18 protein-coding genes are annotated in these 21611 nt (G+C 60.7%); 16 read left to right on the top strand and 2 right to left on the bottom strand.

Going from position 1 to position 21611, the window contains the following annotated elements:
* Nucleotides 1-192: 192 nt before the first annotated feature.
* Nucleotides 193-822 (top strand): hypothetical protein, encoded by a 630-nt coding sequence (locus ACZ5K9_RS05015; RefSeq protein WP_464273326.1) that lies wholly within the window; start codon nucleotides 193-195, stop codon nucleotides 820-822.
* Between the two features lie 261 nt (nucleotides 823-1083).
* On the opposite strand, the gene ACZ5K9_RS05010 is transcribed toward ACZ5K9_RS05015, so the two are convergent.
* Together ACZ5K9_RS05010 and gmd are read right to left on the bottom strand one after the other, a co-directional pair.
* Nucleotides 1084-2817 carry a methyltransferase domain-containing protein gene (locus tag ACZ5K9_RS05010; protein WP_464273325.1) on the bottom strand — a complete coding sequence of 578 codons (1734 nt, stop codon included), beginning with the start codon at nucleotides 2815-2817 and terminating at the stop codon, nucleotides 1084-1086.
* 111 nt (nucleotides 2818-2928) lie between these two features.
* A complete protein-coding gene (gene gmd, locus ACZ5K9_RS05005; RefSeq protein ID WP_464273324.1) occupies nucleotides 2929-3975 on the bottom strand; it encodes a GDP-mannose 4,6-dehydratase in 1047 nt (348 codons plus the stop codon).
* Nucleotides 3976-4001: 26 nt separating this feature from the next.
* On the opposite strand from gmd, the gene ACZ5K9_RS05000 reads away from it, so the two are divergent.
* The 15 genes from ACZ5K9_RS05000 (at nucleotide 4002) to ACZ5K9_RS04930 (ending at nucleotide 21399) form a co-directional block, all read left to right on the top strand.
* Nucleotides 4002-4313: a hypothetical protein gene (locus tag ACZ5K9_RS05000; protein WP_464273323.1), complete on the top strand. Its 312-nt coding sequence runs from the start codon at nucleotides 4002-4004 to the stop codon at nucleotides 4311-4313.
* Nucleotides 4314-4346: 33 nt separating this feature from the next.
* On the top strand, nucleotides 4347-6176 hold the full coding sequence (locus ACZ5K9_RS04995; RefSeq protein WP_464273322.1) for a S8 family serine peptidase: 1830 nt from the start codon (nucleotides 4347-4349) through the stop codon (nucleotides 6174-6176).
* Nucleotides 6160-6666 (top strand): nuclear transport factor 2 family protein, encoded by a 507-nt coding sequence (locus ACZ5K9_RS04990; RefSeq protein WP_464273321.1) that lies wholly within the window; start codon nucleotides 6160-6162, stop codon nucleotides 6664-6666. Before ACZ5K9_RS04995 ends, ACZ5K9_RS04990 begins: the two co-directional genes overlap by 17 nt.
* Nucleotides 6667-7025: 359 nt before the next feature.
* Entirely contained in the window at nucleotides 7026-7466 is a 441-nt protein-coding gene (locus ACZ5K9_RS04985; protein ID WP_464273320.1) for a hypothetical protein, read from the top strand.
* A 253-nt stretch (nucleotides 7467-7719) separates the two neighbouring features.
* A complete protein-coding gene (gspE, locus tag ACZ5K9_RS04980) occupies nucleotides 7720-9345 on the top strand; it encodes a type II secretion system ATPase GspE (protein ID WP_464273319.1) in 1626 nt (541 codons plus the stop codon).
* The gene (locus ACZ5K9_RS04975; protein ID WP_464273318.1) at nucleotides 9345-10553 is read left to right on the top strand and encodes a type II secretion system F family protein; all 1209 of its coding nucleotides are present in this window, start codon (nucleotides 9345-9347) and stop codon (nucleotides 10551-10553) included. Before gspE ends, ACZ5K9_RS04975 begins: the two co-directional genes overlap by 1 nt.
* 34 nt (nucleotides 10554-10587) lie before the next feature.
* Nucleotides 10588-11058 carry a prepilin-type N-terminal cleavage/methylation domain-containing protein gene (locus tag ACZ5K9_RS04970; RefSeq protein WP_464273317.1) on the top strand — a complete coding sequence of 157 codons (471 nt, stop codon included), beginning with the start codon at nucleotides 10588-10590 and terminating at the stop codon, nucleotides 11056-11058.
* Nucleotides 11045-11440 carry a type II secretion system protein gene (locus ACZ5K9_RS04965; RefSeq protein WP_464273316.1) on the top strand — a complete coding sequence of 132 codons (396 nt, stop codon included), beginning with the start codon at nucleotides 11045-11047 and terminating at the stop codon, nucleotides 11438-11440. The genes ACZ5K9_RS04970 and ACZ5K9_RS04965 overlap by 14 nt, the downstream gene beginning before the upstream one ends.
* A 179-nt stretch (nucleotides 11441-11619) precedes the next feature.
* The gene (locus ACZ5K9_RS04960; protein WP_464273315.1) at nucleotides 11620-12348 is read left to right on the top strand and encodes a PulJ/GspJ family protein; all 729 of its coding nucleotides are present in this window, start codon (nucleotides 11620-11622) and stop codon (nucleotides 12346-12348) included.
* A 325-nt stretch (nucleotides 12349-12673) separates the two neighbouring features.
* Nucleotides 12674-13540: a hypothetical protein gene (locus tag ACZ5K9_RS04955; RefSeq protein WP_464273314.1), complete on the top strand. Its 867-nt coding sequence runs from the start codon at nucleotides 12674-12676 to the stop codon at nucleotides 13538-13540.
* Nucleotides 13541-13579: 39 nt separating this feature from the next.
* Complete coding sequence (locus tag ACZ5K9_RS04950; protein WP_464273313.1) at nucleotides 13580-14902, top strand: PilN domain-containing protein; 1323 nt, start codon at nucleotides 13580-13582, stop codon at nucleotides 14900-14902.
* Nucleotides 14899-15489, top strand: coding sequence for a GspMb/PilO family protein (locus ACZ5K9_RS04945; protein ID WP_464273312.1), 591 nt, complete (start codon nucleotides 14899-14901; stop codon nucleotides 15487-15489). Before ACZ5K9_RS04950 ends, ACZ5K9_RS04945 begins: the two co-directional genes overlap by 4 nt.
* A 124-nt stretch (nucleotides 15490-15613) precedes the next feature.
* On the top strand, nucleotides 15614-17818 hold the full coding sequence (gene gspD / locus ACZ5K9_RS04940; RefSeq protein ID WP_464273311.1) for a type II secretion system secretin GspD: 2205 nt from the start codon (nucleotides 15614-15616) through the stop codon (nucleotides 17816-17818).
* A gap of 73 nt (nucleotides 17819-17891) precedes the next feature.
* Entirely contained in the window at nucleotides 17892-20144 is a 2253-nt protein-coding gene (locus ACZ5K9_RS04935; protein ID WP_464273310.1) for a BACON domain-containing protein, read from the top strand.
* Nucleotides 20145-20181: 37 nt separating this feature from the next.
* A complete protein-coding gene (locus ACZ5K9_RS04930; protein WP_464273309.1) occupies nucleotides 20182-21399 on the top strand; it encodes a hypothetical protein in 1218 nt (405 codons plus the stop codon).
* The last annotated feature ends 212 nt before the right edge of the window (nucleotides 21400-21611 follow it).

Raw genomic sequence — 21611 nt, 5'->3', positions numbered from 1 at the left:
TCGGGCGTTTTCAGGCGCACTATAGCGGGAAGGCATGCCCTGGTGCAAGATTTTGCCGGACGGCGGCCTAAGGACGGGGTCGGGCATCCGCGGCCCATGGGGGTGGGGGGATTCAGGTGCGAAGCGGGCCGGAATTTTTTGCCTTGTGATGGAAAAATCCTCCTGCAGTGCCCCGTGAAGGGCGTGCCGGGGATGGGGGAATACCAGCGTTTCTTCAAGGGTTTTTCGGACGGAACGGACACGGCGGCGTTCATGGGGATTGAGGCACGAGAGTTGCCATACATCCGACCGGCGCAAGCCGACTACGGGAAGTATGGGGAAAGGTGCCGAGAAGGGCCGATCCCCAGGCCACATCGTCCATGGGGAGGTGTCATCATGATTATTACCAGCCCTGAAGAATTGATCCATCTGTGGGAACAGATTCTCACCGGAACCTATGATTCTTCGACCGCCGTGTCCACGGCGGCTCCTGCCGAAACATCTTCGGAATCTTTTGAAACGGTTTTGGAAGAAGAGAGCGCCGTCGAATCCACAACCGTCGAGACTTCCGAGGACGTGTCCACGGCCCAGGGCCCGACAAAGTCGGAAATTTTGGCCACAGGGAGAACCATTCTGGGAGCTGCCGTCGCCTTGTGGCAGTCTTTGGACGAGACGGTCCAGGAACAAATGCGCATTCAGGCGAGCGCCGTGGCGCAGCAGGCCGCCGTTCGCGCCAAGAGCTACTGGAATGCCTTGAGCCCGGAAGCACAGGCGGAGGCGCAAGCCAAAGCGCAAAAGGCCGTGGATAACGCTCTTGAGTTTTGGCAATCCTTGCCGGCCTAGCTGCCGGTATCGGCACGCTGAAAGATGCGCCGCGCCCTGATCTGCGGAGGTGCGAGGTGTGCGCCGTGGGCGTGGGCGGTTCCTCGGGACCGGGAGGGGCGAGGTTCGTCCCCTGCGCAAAATGACCAAAGGCCCTCGGATGTGCCGGGTCACGGGCGAGGTGTCCGTGCCTTGCTGCGGGATGCCGATGTGCCGGCGGATCCGGCGGTGCCGCGAAAAGCGAGAAGCTCACCCACCGGGGCGTCGGCCCGACAGTGTCCCTCAGAGCGCATGCCGGCACGGGGGTTTGTACCCGATGACGGCGTAATCTTCTTCCGCGAAAAGCAGTTTTTGGAGAAGCGGGGGGATACCGTGCATTTCCTGGCTTTCCGGGGGGCGGACGCGGGGAGGCCGAACGATGGCGACATCACAGAAGCCTGCGGATTCCAAAAGAAAAACGGCCACGGGCGGCGGAATGGGGCGCCGATGCGTGGGGTCGAGATAAAAAGAGTACGAAGACACGATGAGATTTTCCGGATTGGGGGTTTCGCAGAGCAGCATCCCTCCGGGCACGAGACATTCATAGGCCGCGTCCACGAAGCGAATGAGATCTTCCAGCTCCAGGTGCTCGATGAGCTGAAAAGCCGTCACCGCCCCCGTGCCGCCCGGGGGAAGTTCTTTGAGGAGGCGGATGGCGTCGGCTTCGACGGCGTTGAGGCCTTTTTCCCGGCACCGAGCCACCATGAGGCGGTTCGTGTCCACCCCCAAAGCCTCGTAACCTTCGGCCCGAAGCAGTTCGAGCCATTCGCCGCGGCCGCACCCGGCGTCCACCACAGGGAGCGGCGCGAGATCCAGCGGGAGCTTTTGAAGATAAGGCAGGTAGAATCGAAGCCGGTTTTCAATGTCTTTGGAATCTCCGCGGAACGCTTGTTCCAGGGAAGTGTAGAACGCGTCGAAAAGCCGCTCTTGGACGTCGCGGGCCCGTGCCTGAAGGGGGAGGGCGGTGTCTTCGGGGGTCTCGTCGGGTGTCGCCTGGGCTGAGTCCGCGGGAGTCCTCGGCGTTGCTTCGGTCACCGAAAGAGCGCCATGAGGGGCGCTCCAGCGTTCCGCCCAGGACGCCAAGCGCCTTTGGTGATCGGCCAGCGCCTCCCTCACCTGGGCGATGGCTCGGGCATGGTTTTGCAGGTGGCCGATGGGATCCTTGCTCAGGAGATCCTGGAGGTTCCTTTGGAGGGATTCCACCGGCGGCAGGAGTTCCGCGCGCAGGGCGTCCACGGCATTTTTGAGGGCTTCCAGGCGGGGGTGGACCACGTCCTGGAGTTGAGCTGTGAGGGCACTTTGGGTTTCCAGGGCGTTTTGGAGGGCTTCCAAACGGGGATGCACCACGTCCTGAAGGTGGGCCGTGACGACACTCTGGGTCTGGACGATGGTGTTTTGTCTCGCGCAGAAGGATTGCATCTGCGCGGAAAATTCCTCCAGCTGTCGGGTGGTGCGATGGGTGAGGGCATCCAGATGGCGCAGGATGCGGCCGAAGATGGGGATTTTGCGAAGCGCCGCCCGTGCCAAAGCCGGCAATAATCCTTGGATACGCACACCGTGAGTGCGTCCTTCGGGGCTCCACCGCAAACGAGCCACCACTTCCGCTTTGGTGAGACGGCCGGTGCACAGGGCCTCCAATCTATAAGCCAGCCCTTCCGGGTCCGGAGCTCGACCCAACACCGTCCGATAGGCGAGATCCACAAAACGCCCGGCCCAATGGGCGTCCAGATCTCGAAAGTCCACAACGGCTCCGGGCGGCGTTTGGGGCAGGTCGTCCGACAACGCCGGAGAGGACACCTCGGTTGTAGGACAGGCTGTAGAGAAGACTTGGGTTTCCACAGGGGGACTTTCGGCAGGGTCTGCCTTGGGGCCGGAAGCGTCCCCCTCTGGGGGCGTCTCGTGGAGACGACGGAGCTCTTCTCGGACATGCTTGACGAGGGTTTCCAGATCGATTTCAGGAATCCGCGTTTCGATCAAAGAAGATGCCTCCGTGAAGGTGCGCAGGGACCGCTGGCGTGCCGCCGTTCCATGGGCATCTTGGCGTGCCCATGAAGAGAGGCGGGTGCGGACGTCGGCACGAGCGGCCGGCTAAAACCGCAAGGCTTGTAAAACCCCTCTGGCCGCTCGATCCATATCGGCCCGAACCATCCGTTCCACCAGTTCGTCAAAGGTCACTTGCGGCCGCCATCCGAGGATCCGGTGGGCCTTGGTTGCATCGCCGCACAGGTGATCCACTTCAGCCGGGCGGAAATAATCCGGATGGACGCGAATGAGGGTTTTTCCGGAACGTCGGTCGATGCCTCGGGTCTCCACCCCTTCCCCTTCCCATTGGATGTCAAAGCCGACGCATCGGGCCGATTTTTCGCAAAACTCCCGCACCGTGTGGGTTTCTCCGGTGGCCAATACGTAGTCGTCCCCGCGCGGCTGTTGGAGCATGAGGTACATGCCGCGCACATAATCGCCCGCATAGCCCCAATCCCGGGCGGCGTCCAAGTTGCCCAGCTCCAGAACATCCTGTTGCCCGTAATAGATTTTGGCCAATGAAGCGGTAATTTTGCGAGTGACGAATTCCCGACCCCGCAACGGGGATTCATGGTTGAACAAAATGCCGCAGGAGGCGTGGAGCCCGTAAGCCTCCCGGTAATTTACGGTCATGTAATGCCCGTAAACCTTGGCGACCGCATAGGGGCTGCGCGGATGAAACGGGGTGTTTTCGTTTTGCGGCGTTTCCCGGACCTTGCCGAACATTTCCGACGTGGACGCCTGGTAGAACCGGATGGAAAGGTCCGTGGTCCGGATGGCTTCCAAGAGATAACACACTCCGATGGCATTGACTTGGCTGGTGTAGACCGACTGTTCAAAAGAGATCCCAACGAAGCTTTGAGCCGCCAAGTTGTAAATTTCCGTCGGACGGACCTTTTGGACCACCCGGACGATGTTCGTCAGCTCCAAAAGATCCATGGGGACCAACTCGATCCGGTTCAGGATGCCCATTTCTTCGAGCCGCCACATGTTGGAGGAGGCGGTGCGGCGGTAACAGCCGACGACGTCGTAGCCGCGTTCCAAAAGAAACTTGGCAAGATAAGCGGCATCTTGTCCGGTGATTCCCGTAATGAGGGCCTTTGGGTGACTCATGTCGTCCTCCGAAAAGGAGTCGGTGCATGGGATCGCTGCCGATGGAAGCTGCCATGCTAAAAAGAGTGGGGAAGAAGGTCAAGGAGAAAGCCACCGCGGCGGGCCGGCGGCCGGTCCTTTTCCGAGCGGGATCCGGGATTGACGGACTTGTGTGGAGTCGGTACAAGGTGTGGAAGATCAGTGGCGAGAGACTGGAGGAGTCGGCGCTCTCAGGCGGTTGCCAACAGGCCGGACCCAGGGGGGTGCTGCTTTCCGTGCGGACGCGCGGCGGAGTCCCCCTTGCCGGGACATGGCTTGATTTCTGGGGAAAAACGCTCTACGCTTCCCGGAAACAATGAACTCCATGGGGTCCTCTCACAAAAGGAAAAGCCGTGAACAACCGAACGACGATTGTCTGTGTGGTGATGTGGGCGGCCGTCATCTTGTCGCCCTTAGGGGCGCTGTCGGCGGACTTCCAAGAGATCCTCATTCGATTTCACGATCACAAGGGGGTCCACGACGTCCAGGACGGGGTCATCTTTGATCGTGATCAGCAGCAGAGTCTGGAATCCTTGGGAGTCCGTCTGGGACGGTGGTATCCTTCGGCCAGGGTCTTTCGGGCTCACGTGTTGCCGGGCCGTTCCCCCGAAGCCGTCCTCAAAGCCGTTCGGCGCCATCCGGCGGTGTTGTATGCCGAACCCAATTATCGGCGGGAACGGCTCTCGGTGGTTCCCAACGATCCCCGCTATTCCGAGCAATGGGCTTTGGAGAAAATCCACATGCCTGAGGCCTGGTCGCTCACCACGGGCGACGCCGGCACACTGCTGGCCATGGTGGATACGGGGATCGACAGGAACCATCAAGACTTAAGTGCGAACGTGTGGAAGAATCCCGGGGAAATCTGCGGAGATTTCGTCGACAACGATGCCGACGGTTACGTGGACAATTGCTACGGAATCAACGTCATCGAAAGCTCAGGGGACGTCCGGGACGATGAAGGGCATGGGACGTTCGTCAGTAGTGTGGCGGCGGCTCTCGGCAACAACGGCGTGGGCATGGCGGGGGTGACGTGGCGGGCGTCGATCATGGCGATCAAGTTTCTCGGAGCCTCGGGAGGGACGGTGGCGGATTTTTTGGAGGCCGTGGAGTTTGCCCGATCCCGCGGGGTGCGTGTGATGAACCTGAGCTTCGGCAGTTATAGTTACTCTCAGGCGGAAAAGGACGCCATCGCGTCCAGCACGGACATGTTTTTCATTGCGGCGGCCGGCAACAATCGTTTCAATAACGATATTTACCCAATGTATCCCGCAGGATACGAGTTACCCAACCTTGTGGCCGTGGCGGCGTCCGATGAGTCCGACCTGTTGGCGACCTTCAGCAACTACGGCATCGGAAGCGTCCATCTGGCCGCACCTGGGACCGACATCCTCGGGGCGGCTCCCGGCAACGCCTACGAGACGGGGTCCGGCACGTCGGCGGCCACGGCCGTGGTCAGCGGAGCCGCAGCGATGGTTTTGAGTGTTCACCCGACTTTGAAGCCGCCGAAACTGAAAGAGCGGCTGTTGCGCACGGTGGATGTGCCGGACACGCCCCTTAAGGTGATGACGGGGGGGCGGCTGAATGTGGATAGGGCCCTGAGGGAGACCATCGCCGGACCGTACATCTACCGTGTGGTCCCCGTTACGGCGCCTCAGGGGGCGGTGATCACGCTCTACGGGGCGTCCTTTTCCAGCACGCCCGGCGTGGTCCGGTTCTCAGGAAACGTGGCCGGAGAGGTGGTGCAATGGACAGATGAGAAGATCACCGTCCGTGTGCCCAAAGGGGCGGTGAGCGGCCCCGTCTCTGTGGAAACCTCGGAAGGCGTCAGTCCGCCGGTTCTTTTTAATGTGGCCGGGGGGCCTCCGGGACTGAAGTTCCGATTCGCCGAAGTGAAAGCCCATGCGGACGATAAGCCCGTGTTGATCCTCTCCAACCCCCTCCCGGAAGGAACCTTCGTCACCGTGGCGCTCATCGAGTCCACTTCCGGGGAGGTGACGTGGAAATACATTTTTCTCTCAGGCTTTGAGAAAAGGTTTCTGTGGATCGAGGAGATGGTGCCCACGCAGCCGCCGCCTTCGCTCATGGTGGAGGTTTCTGCAGAGAGCTCGGTGGGCTCTGCGGTTGTGAGCATCACGGACGATTTTTCTCACATCGAGGTCATGCCCCATGTTGTGGCGAGGTGAGTTCCGGCACCGATTGTTCCGTGCGCAGTCGTTCCTGATTCTTCCAGCAATCTTGGCCGTTCTGACCGCTTCGTGCGCATCCCTTTCCGGGGGGTCTCCGGCCGATGCCGAGAGCTCTCTTCGACAGCGGGTCGAAGCCTACTGGCGCGCGCAGCAGATGGAGGATGCCGAGGCGCTGCGGGATCTTGTGGATCCCGAACTACGCGAGGCCCGTGCCGAGACCATCGAGCGCATGGGGAAACGGAATCCGACCTCGCGCATTCTTTCGTGGTCTATTCAAGGCGTGGACATTCGGGACTCCACGGCTTCGGTCCACACGGCGGTCACGTCCCTTCTCCGCCACCCTTTGCTGGGCCCTTCGGAACAACAGATCCAATCCACGGTGAGGACATCGTGGGTGTGGAAAAAGGGCCGATGGTATGTGGTTGTGGAAGAACCCAGCCTGGAAAAGCTCCTGGAACAATACGGCAAGCCTCCAAAGGGTCCGTGAAAGGGTGTGCCGTCCGACGAAAGGCTGGGACGATGCAGCGGTTTGACGGCGACGCCTGAAAAGGCAGAAAGGGGGGCCGAACAAGCAGCGGACAAAGGAGGAGGCCTGTATTTTTCGGGGGGCTCGACCCCTGGCCCGCCGGCATGCGCCGGGCGGGACCACAAGGCACCGTCCGGTCTTCGGACGACGAGACGGGCTCCTGGAGACGCCGAGGACGCCGTAGGTCTGGCCAAAGTTACAGCCGACGCCATAGGCGAGAAGAGCCCATGAAAGACAAGGCCTCCGGCAATGACGGGGAAAGCGACGGACCAACAGGGACAAAGATTCTTTATGAAACGATCCCAAGGAAGGAGCGACCCATGAAAAAAATGATCGTGGTCTTGGCGGCCCTGAGTGTGTTTGCGGCGGCGGGATATTGCCAGGCAGGCGAGAGCCGCATTCCGCAGCATTTTCAAAGCCAGTACGAACAGGCCACGGGATCTTCGGCCCAGCTGGTCAACCAGATCTGGTTTCCCATTGTGCCTGAATGGAGTCCTTATCAGTGGGACAACATTTTGATCATCTCCAATTTCAACAACTTTACGATCAGCGTCTCATGTTGGTTCACCACATATTCCCAGGAGCAGACTCAGAAGGTGTATACCCTGAGATTTTTTGAAAAGAAAATTCTCCCGTTAGATCAGAATGGCTTTGGTGACGAACTTTATGATATCTACTGCGCCAGCACGGACTTGTTCGGCGCGGCGGTGCTTTTGCTCGAAAACGGCAAAATCGTGACGGCATGGCCGCCGATTTACTAGGGCGCCGTCGGAAGCTTTGAGATCGGCGGGACGCGTTCCGCGCTGTTATCGGGGGTGCCGGCGAGCCGGAAGCCGCCCCGTGGCGGGAAAGCGTCCCGGCGCGGAGGATCTCGCCCATCGCCGGGCCGTGGAAGGGCACGAAACGGTTGGGACATAGGACGGAGGGGGGAGAACACCGATCCCTCATTTCCGGAGGGGGCCCATTTTTCTGGACAGTCTTCACAACGAAGAGAGTGACGGTTGAACCGTGAGGATGCTTTCCTGGCGAGAACTGCTGGCGAAATGGCCTGGACTTTCGGAGAAATTCCGACAGACGACCGGGATCGGGCCCGATGAGCCTCCGCTCCCTGAGGCCGAGCCGACGGTGCCTGTGGCGGAAGAGACGGATTTCCCGGATGCACCCCCGTCGTTGAATCCCTTGCCTTTGGCGTACATGAAACACTACGGCGTCGTGCCTTTTGAGGAATCGGCGGATCATGTGAAGGTGGCCATGGCCGATCCATGGGATTGGGCGGCTCGGGAGGCCGTTCGGAATGCCTACGGCAAGCCGCTGCGGGTGTATCGAGCCGACGCCGGGGTGATCCTTCGGTTTTTGTATCAATGGTACGAAGCGGATGTGGACCTGGAGGAGGCCGAGGAAGAAGGGGAGGCGACGGCCGACCTGGACGAAAGCCTTTGGGATAACCCCGAACAGCTTCGAGACATGGCGTCCGAAGCGCCTATTGTACGCTTGGTGAATCGCATCATCAATCGGGCGGTGGAATCCGGTGCATCCGATATTCATGTGGAACCGACCCGGCATGTGGTGAAGGTGCGCTATCGGATTGACGGTGTCTTGCACGATCAAGAGGATATTCCCAAAAGATTTCAGGCGGCCATTGCGTCCCGAATCAAACTCATGGCCCGCATGAACATCGCCGAGATGCGTCTGCCCCAAGACGGGCGCATCAAGTTCAAACTGGCCAAAAAAGACATCGATATCCGCGTCTCCAGCCTCCCGACCATCTTCGGGGAAAGTTTGGTTTTGCGGCTGCTCCAGAAGGAAGACATCCTTCTGGATTTGGACAAACTGGGATTTCCCGAGGATTTGTTGGAGCAGTTCAAACGCACGGTGACGCTCCCCTACGGCATCGTCCTGGTGACCGGTCCCACGGGTTCCGGGAAAACCACCACCCTCTATGCGGCCCTCCAGTATATCAACACGCCTGACCGCAAAATCGTCACGGTGGAAGATCCCGTGGAATACCAGCTCGACGGGATCAATCAGGTCCAGGTTCAGCCCAAGATCGGCTTGACCTTCGCCCACTGTTTACGCTCTTTCCTCCGGCAGGACCCGGACGTCATGCTGGTGGGCGAGGTTCGGGATTTGGAGACGGCGGAGATTGCCATCCAGGCGGCTTTGACCGGTCATATGGTCTTTTCCACATTGCACACCAACGATGCCGCCGGAGCCATCACTCGACTGGAAGACATGGGGGTGGAGCCGTTCATGATCACGTCGGCGGTGGTGGCCGTGCTGGCCCAAAGGTTGGTTCGCCGCGTGTGCCGCGCGTGCATCCACGAGATCGCCCTTGGAGAGACGGAACGGCGCAATCTTGCCGATGAATTTCAGGTGCCGGTGGAAGCCGTGCCGTCTCGATATTTCAAGGGTTCCGGCTGCCCTGAATGTGCCGGCACGGGCTACCGCGGACGCATCGGCATCTTTGAATTCCTTCCCATGTGCGACGCCGTGGTGCGCGAAATCCTCAAAGGCTCCGACCGGACGGCCTTGGTGCGCACGGCCACGGCGCTGGGGATGCGTACACTCCGTCAAGCGGGCTTGGAAAAAGTGCGCATGGGGGTGACGACACTGGAAGAAGTCCTGAGGGTGACGCGCTGATGCCGCGGTTTTTTTTTCAGGCGGTGGATCGCACGGGACGGCGGGTGAATGGTTCGGAGGAGGCTCTCGACCAAGCGTCCCTGGTGGTTTCCCTCCAGGCCAAAGGCCTGTATGTGGTGCGCTGGTTGGACGGGCCGGCACCGCCTCGGCGCCTCTGGCCCCGGGCCGGTCGGCGCATCGGCGCGACGCAACGGCGCGAATTCATCACCGAGTTGGCCCAGCTGCTCAAGGCGGGCGTTCCGGTGGATCGAGCCTTGCGGATCATGGCGGATTCCACCCGGTTTCAGGTAGTGCGGCGGTTGGCCTCGGAGATCAGAGAAGCGGTCCGGGCAGGGGCCAGCCTTTCCGAGGCGGTGGCCCAGCGGGCGCCGGAGTTCGGGGAATTGACGGTAAGCATGATCCGAGCCGGCGAGGTGGGCGGTGTTCTCGACGAAGTTTTGGAAAAGCTCGGGAACTTTCTGACGCGCAGCGAAGAAATCCGCAAATTCATCCTCACGTCCTCCCTCTATCCCATGCTGTTGCTCGTCATGGGCATGGGGTCCGCAGCCGCCATCTTAGGGTTTGTCATTCCAAAGTTTGCCGTGGTTTTCCAGGATTTGGGCGCCAATGTGCCTTGGGCGACCCGAGCCCTCATGGGGGTCAGTGCCGTCTTTCGAAAAACGTGGTGGATGGGACTCATCGGGTGCGCGGCGGCCGGACTGGCCGCGAGGGCTCTGCTCACGCGGCCGGCCTATCGGGTGACGGGCGACCGGTGGCTCCTTCGCCTGCCCGTGCTCGGGCCATTGATCCGCGATGTGGAACTGGGCCGATGGGCCCGCACTCTGGGAACCTTGCTGATGAGCGGCGTCCCGCTCCTCAAGGCCCTCGCCGTGGCCCGAGACGTCGTCCGCAATCGGGTCCTGCAGGACGCCCTGACCGTGGTCTATCAAAAAGTGCAGCAGGGCAAACCCATGAGCGCGCTTCTCATGGAAACCCAGGTGTTTCCGGCACGATTAGTGCACCTTTCGGCCATCGGCGAAGAAACGGGGCGGTTGGGAGAGATGCTCCTGTCCGCCGCCGACGATCTGGACGGTGTGGTGCAGGTGAAAACCCGCGCCTATCTGGGCCTGCTGGAACCGGTCATCATTGTGGGCATGGGGGTTCTCATCGGGGCGATGGTCATTTCCATGCTCGTGGCGGTCATGGGTATTCAAGAGATTTCGTTTTAGACCGGCCGTGGCCCGACATGGGGGAACAAACACCGTGGAACATGGTTCCCGTGGGTTTACGCTCTTTGAACTGTTGGTCGTGCTGGTCATTGTCAGCATCGGGGTGGCTTTGACCGTCGTGGGGGTAGGGCGCGGCGTGGCGGGCGACCCGACCCGGCGGTTTGCCTTGGAATTGGCTCGCTTGGCTCGGGCGGCCAAGGTGAGAGCCATGAATGATGGGGTGCCGGCACGTCTATGCCTGGATCCCGGGCTCAGGCGGGTATATGTGTCCGGCGAGCCCGAAGCGTTCACCCGGATTCCCGAAGACGTGCACATCGAGGCGGAAGGGGTGCTGCAAAACGCACAGGGTCAGGCCTGTGTGTTTTTTTATGCAGACGGCAGCGCCACCGGAGCTCGGTTGAAGGTGAGCCGGGACAACAGGGTGGTGGCGCGCCTGCAGATCGACGCCGTGACCGGGACTTTGGTGCGCTACCGTGTCGGAGGAGAGCCGCGTGCGCAGCCCTAAGGGTTTCACGCTCATGGAAGTTCTGGTGGCTCTGGCGGTTTCCGGCATCTGCCTGGCGGTGGTCTTCCAGGCCTTTTCTCAGTCCACCCGATTGCGGGCGAAGGCCGAATCGGTGATGGATGCGGCGCACGTGCTCCGGGAACTGGTCGACCAGCCGGGTTTTATCCGAGGGGTGCTGGAACGCCGAGGGGGATCCGGAAGGGTCCCCGGAACGGACGACTGGGTTTTCGAAGCGATCGTCGAACCGGTGATGTATGTTCCGGAAGGGACGAACCAGGAGCGGGAGCTGGCGGATATGGTGGCGGTGACCGTGTGTGTGCGAGGTTCTTCCGGCGAGGGGGGGCGACGCTGTATCACAGGCTGGTATCCGGCCCTGTTTTAGGCGGAAAGAAACGGAAAAGGCGTGTGGACACCGGAGACACCTCGGGGGTCTTCGGACGGCTTGACGGAGGGATGCCATTCTTCCTGTGCTTGACATCGCCCCCGGAAAGTTTTTTGTCCGGGGAAAGTAAGGAACCAAGTGGGTGCGGTTCCATCACGGAACGAGGAGCCTGTGAGGGTATGGGGGAGCACAAGGTGACCCCAGGGGAAAACGAGCCCGCCGAGGCGCGGCGGCCCGCCGCCGCGGCCGGTTTTACCCTCATGGAAATCCTCGTGGCCATGACGCTCACGTCCCTTCTGATGCTTGTGTTGGCATGGGCGTTTCGGGGCGGTGTGGACGCATGGCGGCGCCTGGGAGAAGATCCGGCAGGATGGGAAATCCTTTCCTCGCTTCCTGCCGCTTTCGAGCGCGATCTGGAGTTTCTGGCGGCGACACGACCTTTGGGCACGGGGGTTGGCGCACGGCCGCTGCCGCTGTGCGGTGCCCCGAACGCCGTGGCTTTTTGGACGCGCTACGCTCCCGAGGGTTCGGCCGTTCAGGGAGTGCATCTCGCGGCCTACATTCACGATCCCGTCAACGACGAGGTTCTCCTGTGGCGCGTGAAACCCCCGTTCGACGCAGATGTACGCGTGGAGACACGACAGATCCTCCAGCTTCTGCAGACCCCTGTGGAACCTCTGGGCCGAGTTCCCCATGTGTCGCTCTTCGAACTGAGTTACGAAGCGCGTCCACAAAATCCTGCGGAAAACGAGGAAGGTGTCTGGACACCCGAATGGCCTTGTGAGGGAACGGAAGAATATCCCCGTCGTGTCCGGCTGAGACTTGAGGTGACGCAGGGCCGGCGGACGCTGGGGCGGACCTGGACTTTCGTTCTTGGACTCCAGAGCTTGAAGGCCCAGGGATTGTAGGGCGCGGACCGATGAGGGAAAGGATCCCGCGGCCAGGGCAACGGCGGGATAGACCTGTGGAGAAAATGTGCGCTCACGGCGGCGTTGCGGCAAGGATGGGCGGTGGATGCGATGACGGTCGGCGCTCAGGGTTTTCCACGGAGGCGCCCCGCCGTCCCCTCAGGAAGCCCCATGAAGGCGGGAAGGATGGACTGCTGTGGGCCCAAGGTTTTTTGCCGATGTTCGGCGGCGCGTCCTTGGCCATCGAGCCCGATGTTTGTCCTTTTGTATGCTTGGGGCATCCAGGGGGACGGGTGGGCGGCGTGCGTCTTTCCAAGGACGTTGGGTGATCGCAGCGATGACGGGCGTGATCCAATCGGCGAAAAGAGCGCCTCGGGCGCTGTCCCATCGGCTCTTCAGGCACAGAGGGTGGGCATGGACACGGGCGGATCCCGGAGCTGTTTTGGTCTACACGCTGTGGGTTCTGGCAGGGGTGTCTTTTCTTGCCATGCAGGCCGCGGAGCTTTCCCGGTATCGCGCTGTTGAGGTGCGCTGGGTTTGGGATGAGGTCCAAAAGCGGGAAGCCATCCACTCGATGATCCGGTTGACGCTGCATTCCCGGGAAGTCCAGGGTGTGCTCCCGTTAAATCGTTGGGTCACCTGTTCTTTGGGGGGCATGTCCTTTCAGGTCCGTCGCGAAGAGGAAAGGGGTAAGGTGCCTCTGAACCAATCGGACCCTTCTCGGTTACGGGAAGCCGTGGAGCGTGTCTTGGGGCCTGGGGCGGAACCCATTCAGGTGGATCGGGTGGTGGATGCCGTTTTGGATTGGCAAGACCAGGACACGATGAAAAGGCTGCATGGCGCAGAAACGGAGGACTATCTGCGCCTCGGGCTCCCGCCTCCGGCCGACGGTCCCTTTACCAGCCTCTGTGAACTCCGTCTCGTCGTAGGGGTGACACCCGAAATATTGTGGGGTCGTCCGTGGGAAGAGGCGGCGAGGGAGGCGGCGGATCGAGAAGGGGTGACGAACCTGGAACAGGTTCCCAGAAGTCTTGCGGGAAGCGTCTCGGCCGTGGGAGGGGCGGGAACGCGTCTGACTTTTCTTTTTCCCAGATCGGATCAGGGCTATGATGTGGAGCTCGTGGTCTTTGCGGAATCTCAAGCGACGTGGGCGCTTTTGGACCGGTGCCGTGGGTATGTGGGCGTGTTCTGACGGGGACGCCGGGGGTTGGTTTTGAAAACGATGCTTTCCATGTTGCGGCGTGGCCCTCGAGAGCTGGTGGCTGTTTCCTTTTCCGAGGAAAGCGTGGAGACGTTCTGCGTGGTGAGGCGGTGGGGCCGGTGGCGTCCCGTGTCGGTCGCCGGCGGGTCCGTCCTGGAGAAAAAAATCACCAGCCCGGGCCTCCGGGGGCTGGAAGAATTCCTGCGTGATCTGCCGCCACGCCGGGATCGGGCGATTCTCATCGGATTGCCGCGGGACAAGGTGTTCGTTCGAGAGGTGTTTCTTCCCCCCATGGCGCTGGAAGACGCCTTGGAAGCCGTGCGGAACGCCTCGGCGGTCCATTGTCACCTGCCATTAAACGAAGTTTTTCTGGATGTGCGGCTCCATCGACTCCGCGATGCGTCCGTTCAAGCGACGGTGGTGTACACGCCCAAAAAGAACCTGGAAGCAATTCTCGCGGTGATGACGGAAACAGGGCATGGGCAGGAGCTTGGGGGACTCTTTCCGGTCTCCTTCGGCTGGATGTCATGGCTCCGCCGCCTTGGCATGGAGCCGCCCATGGCCGTGGTGTGGTCCCATGGCGAATGGGTGGAAGCGGTCATTGCGGATTCCCTCGGCCGGGTGCATGCGTGGCTGGTGTCCCAAGACGGCGGGGAGCCTTTGTCGCTGCAAGAACTCAAGGGGCACCTTCATCACGCCGGAATTCCTCCGGACCGCGTTTTTTCTCCCGACGCCGCCCACGGGCTTTCCCTGCCGCCGCCTCGAGGTCCATGGGTGGGCTGGCCCCATCCCTTGGACAATCGTGCGGTGTTGGCGGCGGCGGTGGCTGTGGACGGCCGGTTTGACTTTTGCCTCAACGGAAGTCCTCCGCATGTCCGCATCTTTCACCCCGCCAAGGTGGTCCTTCCGGGCATGCTGGTCCTGTTGCTCACGGGCTGGATCCTCACCGCCGATACCGAGCGCAAGGTCCATAAACTGCAGAACAGGATCGAGAGGACGAAGACGACGATCCACGGGTTGGAACGAGAGTTGGAGCCGTTGAAGAAAAACGTTGAAGAGATGCAAAGGGTGCGCACATTGCTCGCCGGAGCGGAAGGTTTCGTGGGGCAGAGGCCGAATTTTTATTCTTTTTTCAACGATCTGGCGACTCGAAGCCCCGAAGGGACGTGGGTGTCCAATGTGCGCTACGACCAGACGCAATTTGTGCTCCAGATGGTAAGCCCGGATTCCCTCAAATTCTTGGAGGCGATACGGACCTCCCCTTTTGTCAAGGATGTGCAGATTCGCGGCGCCGTGAATCGTCGCCCCGATGGGAAAGAAAATTTTCAGCTGGTCATTGAGTTGAAAAAATGAGGTTTTTTTGGGGAAAAAAGTGGCGTTCATGGGGTGTGATCGCCGTTCTCGCCGGCACGGCTTTTGTTCTTTGGATGTGGGTGGACTACGTGCCGGTGGCGGCCGAGAAGGCGGCGTTACAGACACAGCTGGAGGCGTTGCGCACGAAGGAGTCCGCCTTGAGGCGGCATCTGGTCAAGCTTCAGGAGGATTTGGCCCGGGGCGGGTTGGTGGAACAGGATGTGGCCCGGATCGAGCGGATGTTGTTGCCGGCCCGCAGCCTGGAAGAAGCCGGTGCCAAGATGCAGCAGATCCTCCAAGAGGTTTTTGAGAAAAGCGGGGTGACCGTTCAATCCTACAGTGTTTTGGGTCCATCGTCGTGGGAAGGCATCCCCATGGCGGTCACGGAGTTCCGGTTGAACGTGACCCCTGAGGGGTTGGCGGCGGTGCTGCGGTTTTTGGAATCCGAAGAAAAATTGGTGCGTGTGGAAAGCCTTTCCATTGTTTATCGAGGGGCGCAAGGGGTGCCGCTTCTTGTCACCCTCCGTGTGGGAACTCTTTTTGTGGATGTGGAGACGCTCAAGAGATATGTTTCGACACGCAATTGAGAAGAGGTGGGGCACTGAGGTGGGGCGAGAGGTCGGAGGGGCGGTCTGCGGGATGGGCGGCCGGAGAGAAGGCGCGGGTCCCGAGGGGCGGCGCCGCGGTTGCCGGAGAACGAGCGCGTGGGTCGTGCTGACCGTCATCGCTGTAGGTCTCAGCCTGACCGCGTGTTCTTCTTCAAAAATGCACACACGCCCGTCGCCTTCGCCTCCGGTGTCCAGCGCGGCTGTTCCGCAGCCCACCGTGAAAACGACGGTGGCCGACGACACCGGGAGCCCCACGGGGGGAGCCATTACCGTTCGGTCGCCCGAGGGCGCTGACGGGGACAAGAACGCCGCCCGGCGGCCTCTGTCATATACGGCAAGCCCGCCCCGCCGCGGTCCGGCCACAGGGGTGCGCCCCGGGGGGGCGGCGAAGCCCGAAGTGCCCGAGGAAGAAAAAATCGCGTTGGATTTGGCTTTCGATGCTGCCGACATCTATCAGGTGTTGGACGCAACGCTCTATCAACTCTTCCACACCCCGTACATTGCCGATCCGAGTCTGCAGGCGAAAGTCACTTTTCGGCTCAAGGGAAATTATTCTCGTGCCGAATTTATAAATGTTCTCAGTGACGTGCTCCAAGTGAGCGGGTTGGCTCTCGTTCCCGGCCCGGGCCGGATGATCAAGGTGGTTCGCAAGGATCAGAGCGCGGGCCTCGCCCGTGGTTTGGAACCCGGCGAGCCGGGAGAGGCTCTGGCAGAGGTCACGCGCATGGTGCGCCTTTTGTACCTGGACGCGACCACGGCGGCCAACAACGTGCGTCCGTTTATGTCGCCCGGGGCGGTGGTGGTGCCGGAGACGGCCGGCAACACCCTCATCCTCACGGACACCCCGGCCACCATCGATCGGGTCGTGGGCCTCCTGGCGGCCATGGATGTGGATTACATTCGTGAGGTCTCATGGAAAATCTACCCCCTGAAACATGCCAAAGCGGAACAGGTGGTGGAAGAACTCGGCAAAATCCTCAGCGCTCAAGGCCTCTACGTGCGCCAGGGCGCCGAAGCGGGGGCTTTTCAGCTGTTTCCCATCAAAAGTTTGAATGCGGTCATGGCGGCCTCCCGACTGCCCTCGGTCCTGGATCACGTCCAGAGGTGGATCCCGTTTATTGACCAACCGGGCGGCGGCGGGCAAAGCGTCCATGTGTATTTCGTGGAAAACGGCTCGGCGGAAGATTTGGCCAATCTCATCGGCCACATCTATGGGATCGCCACGACGAGCCTTCGCCAACGAGACGAATCCCGAATGAAAAGCGTGGTGACCCCGTCCACAACTACTGGAACCTCACCCACTCCGACCACATCCTTGGGGTCGGGAACATCGGCCACGACGTTGGGATCCCGAACTTCCGGGAGTACCCCGACGGCTCCCACCGCCATAGGAGGAAAGCTCACGGACGAGGTGTCCCTGGTGGCCGATCCCACCACCAACGCCGTGATTATTCGAGCCACGGAAAGGGACTATCAGGAAATCCTGAGCGTTTTACAAAAGCTGGATATTATTCCGCGCCAAGTGTTGATCAGCGTGATTATCGCCGAGATCAGCCTTTCGGGTTCTGTGGAATACGGCATCGAATGGTTCCTCCAGGGCCATTGGGACAAATACACCGGTCAATGGATTCTGGACGGCACGCGCAAGGCCCCGCAGGCCTTAGGGGCCGGCAGTGGGTTCACGGCGGCCGTGCTCGACGGAACGGAATTCCTCAGAGGCCTTATTTACGCCTTGGGGAAGGACTCCGAAGTCAATATCTTGTCCTCTCCCAACATCATGGCCAGCGATCATAAAGAAGCCTACATCGAGGTGGCCGAAGAAGTGCCGTTGGTCACGGGGGAAACGACCAGTCAGGAGCTCACGGCAACAACGCGGACTATCCAGTATCGCAAAACCGGCATTATTCTCAAAGTCACCCCCCACATCAGCTCCAAGGGGCTGGTTCGACTTGATATTTCTCAGGAAGTCAGCGAAAGAGGAGAACGGGACGTGGAGCTGAAAACCACCTCCATTGTGAGCCGCAGAGCCGAAACGTCCCTGGTCGTCCATGATGGTCAGATGATCGTGATCGGCGGTCTGATGCGGAACCGAGATGCCCTGAGCCGTTCCGGGGTGCCTGGGTTGCGCGATATGCCCGTGTTGAAATACCTCTTCGGCGCAAAGAGCAAAGACAACGCCAAATCCGAGCTGATTATTCTCATTACGCCGAAGGTGGTTCGAAGCCGGGCGGAAGCGGATATGGTCACGGAAGAGTTTTACGGGAAGGTTCAGAAACTTCGCGATCTGGTGGAAAAACAGAGTCCGTAATCGGCGGGAGGCGGTTTCGCCGAGCGCGTGACGGCCTTGACCTCGACCCGAGGGAAAACAAGGGAGGAAAGCCATGGGTCACTGGGGGACACGAGAATGGCGGGGGGTGACGGCGCTGCTCTTTTTCTTCGTGGCGGCTTTCTTGAGCTGCGGGGCGTGGGCGGGCGTTTCCGTGGAACCCCAAAACGTGTCGTTGGGTCCGTATATCCTCGGGCCCGGCCAAACGTTGGGTCCGCTCCAATTCAGCATTTCGGTCGTCGGCACAGACAATGGGACAACAAAATATGTGGCGTCCGGCAATGCACCATGGCTGGTCCTGGATCCCACCAACGGCGGCATACCCGGTGTCATCACGGCCAAGGTTACCGTATCGGCCACCATGGTCACAGGCACATATTCGGCCGAAATCACGGTGACCGGTGTGAAAGAGGACGGCACCGGCACAGGCGTTGCCAAAATTCCTGTGACCTTGACGGTCACGCGGACGACCGGGGTGGGCCTGACGATCTCCCCCAATTTTGTGGATCTGGGGACCATCCGCCTGTTGCCCGGTGAAAAGTTCGGTCCCTCTAGCTTTTCGGTGTCCATCAGTGGTGGTCCGACGCCTGCGGAGGGCAAGGAGACGACCTTTTCCGCCGCCAGCGATCAGCCATGGCTCCAGATCAGTCCCACCACGGGGAAAGTGCCCGGCACCGCCACGGTGAGTGTGACCATTTCGGAAAAAATGGTGGGGGAATTTTTGGGCACCGTGACCATTACCACGTCCACACCCACGGTCACGGGTGACCAAATCACCGGCTCGGGAACGGTCATCGTGACGTTCACCGTGGAGCGGGTGATCGGGAATCTGCTGACCGTGTCGCCTTCGGCGCTGGATGTGGAATTCACCACCAACAATCTCTCCCCCCAGGTCTTTCCGCTCCAGGTCCGCAACGCCGATCCCACATGGAACGAATACGACTGGTCGGCGGAGGCTTTGGTTCCGTGGCTTCGAGTGGATCCGGCCTTCGGGCGCGGTAACACCACGGTGACCCTCACCGTGGATCCACGACTCGTGCCTTTGACGTCATCGGTCAACACGGTGGAGGGCGCGATTGTTTTTCGCTCCAGTTTGAATCCCGAACCGGTCCAGGTGTCGGTGCGGCTTCGCGTTGTGGTGGTTTCCAACGAGACATTGTCCGTATACCCGTCGTACCTCTATTGGAGTCTGCAAAAGTCTGCGGAAGGTTTTCTCGAGACGGCGAGCGAAGAAGTCCTGAATGTGGCCTCCCAAAACGACGGCTGGATCGTCTGGACCGACGTTCCTTATCTTGTCCTGACAAATCTGGATGACGCCGCCGGCACCCTGACCGGCTCGGGCGTCGGCACCCGGGTGAGCGTGCGGTTGGATCTTTCGGTGTTGAACGGGTATGGTTACGGCCGCTGGGAAGGGAGTGTCAAGGTTTCCAACCTGAGCGGAACGGCGCTGCGCGTGGTGCCGGTGGTGGTGGACATCCGCAGGCCGGGCGAACCCGTCACGCCTCCGATACCGCCGAACCTGGTGCTCCAGTCCAGCCCTGGATATGTTTTGGTGGAAGCGGTGGATACGGCGTGGTTTGAAATGCTCCTGAGTGCTCCACAAACGGTGGTGCGCTATCCATCGGCGCTGAGCTGCCAAACGGCAGGAGGTCTCTGGATCGATCCCGATGGCTTTCCCGGAACTCTGGACGAAATGTGCAGTTTGGACGAGAAGGTCTACGTGCTGGCTGCAGTGCCGGACGCCATTCCGGGCCGCGTCTATGCCTTATCGGCCCATTGCCCGGGAGGGATCACGGATGTCTTGGTGAACGGTGTGCCCCTGCCCGGCGCGGATCAATGGTATTACGCCGCCGGGCCGGTGCCCTACATCCCTATCGGACCTTTACAGCTGCTCGGCCTTTTCGGAAGAATCCATGTGAGTGTCCGTGTGGGTTCGGATCTCTCGTCCACACGGGAAGTGCAAAAGGTCCAGATCAATGTGCGCACGGTGGAAGGAACGTGGCTTGTGACGGAAACATACCAAGGGGCGCAGTATTCTTATGGACCGGAGCGACCTTTGGTGCTCAAACGTCAGCCGGGGACGCCGATTTATACGGGCACATGGGACGGATCGGCCGTGACCTGCCGACCCGGGGACGGAGTGCAGCAGCTCTATGTGATGGATTTTGTCGAAAAAGGTGTGCAATATCAGTATGAGATCGAAAGGATGACGGCGGACAAAATGAGCGGCCGTTGGCGATTTGCCTACGACGGTCGGTGGTCGGCCTGGGAGAAATTTGAGGCGAGCCGTTGGGCGATTGTTCCCTGAACGGTGCCGAAATGCCTTGCGATCAAGGGGGGATACCATGAGATCGAAAATTTTTCTGATCTGTGCCCTGATGGCCCTGAGTGCGGGATGCGGCACCACGGTGGTGGAAAATGTGGCGCCGGTGATCCGGCAATCGGCGGCGGGAGCGGCTCAGCGGGTCGTGGTCATGCCGTTTTCCGATTACACCACCGACGATTCCCTGTATGAATACTGGCTCCGGAACGTCCTCGTCAACGAAGCGCTCAGTGATGAACTGAACCGCTACGGTTTCAGCGCCGCTGTTTATGAAGACGTGGTCGCCTACCTCTTGGAAAAAGGGTTCATCAAAGAGGCGTCCCCGCAAGGGCCCCACACGCCGGATATGGAGGTTCTCGAACGGGAGCTGGCCAAGGAATGGTCCCCGGGGATGAAAGCGGAATTGTTTCGGGCCTTGTATCTCACGAGTGCCGGCAAGTCCTCTCAAAAGACGGAGAGCGGCCGGGGCTATTGGGAGGACGAGAAACGCATGATTCTCGACACGAAGGCGGTACGGGAACTGGGGCGGTATTTTGCGGCGGATTACGTGTTTCGGGGCCGGATCGTGATGTTCAAATCCGGCCAAGAGGACAGTTTCAACCCGTTCCAAACGGGGATTTTGCCGTTCCTGTTCAAGGTCGGTCAGCGCACGGTATTCGGGGTGGCCCAGAGCGATGCCTATGAAATGATCGACAAAATGGCCATCGGCGGCCTCTTGGGGGCGGCCATTGCCCCGGACAACTGGCCGCTCAAGGATGACGACAAAAAGGTCACCGGGCACCCGCGCTTTGGGGGACAAGTGGTGAGCGAAGAGGATTTTGCCGAGTGGAACGCGGCGATTTGGGGAGCCACAGGAGCCGGACTGGCTTTCCTCGCCCACAAGGGTGGGCGCGTAGACAGCGTGATCGTCCAGCTGCGTGTCATTGCTCAGGATGTGCGCACCGGCTACATCGTGTGGTCCAATCGAGCCGAGATCAAGGTGACCCCGAAAACCTTTTTCGGCGACAAGGACGTGGACACCTTGACATCCCAAGCCATTCAGCATGCCGCCGGACGCCTCATGGACAATTTTGTGGCCACGTTAACGGGGCGCGAAGTCATCCGGAGCCGAGTCGACGGGTCCTTGTATGTCACAGCCGCCGGAGGGACCTTGGCTCCTGAAAAGACCCGATACGGCACAATCTATGTCGGTCCTCCGGCACCCGAGGCGGCCGTGAGGGAGCCGTTGGGCGACACGTAGCCGCGGCTCCCCGCCCTGGGGGATTTTTACGGAGCGGACCGTTTTGTCTCGTGAGGCCCTCTTCGGTCATGATGGAGGCCAAGAAAACGAGCCGCCGGGGATGGTTACGGCAGGAAACAGGTGGACGGTGAGGACGCCGTTTCCTCCACCAGAACGTCACCGCACCCAGAGGTTCGTTCCGCCGGGGTGGTCGTCCCGGAAGCGGCCCACCC

This window comes from Desulfosoma profundi (assembly GCF_055387865.1).
The sequence above is the reverse complement of the archived record's forward strand: the minus strand, read 5'-3'. Positions and strand labels throughout refer to the sequence as shown.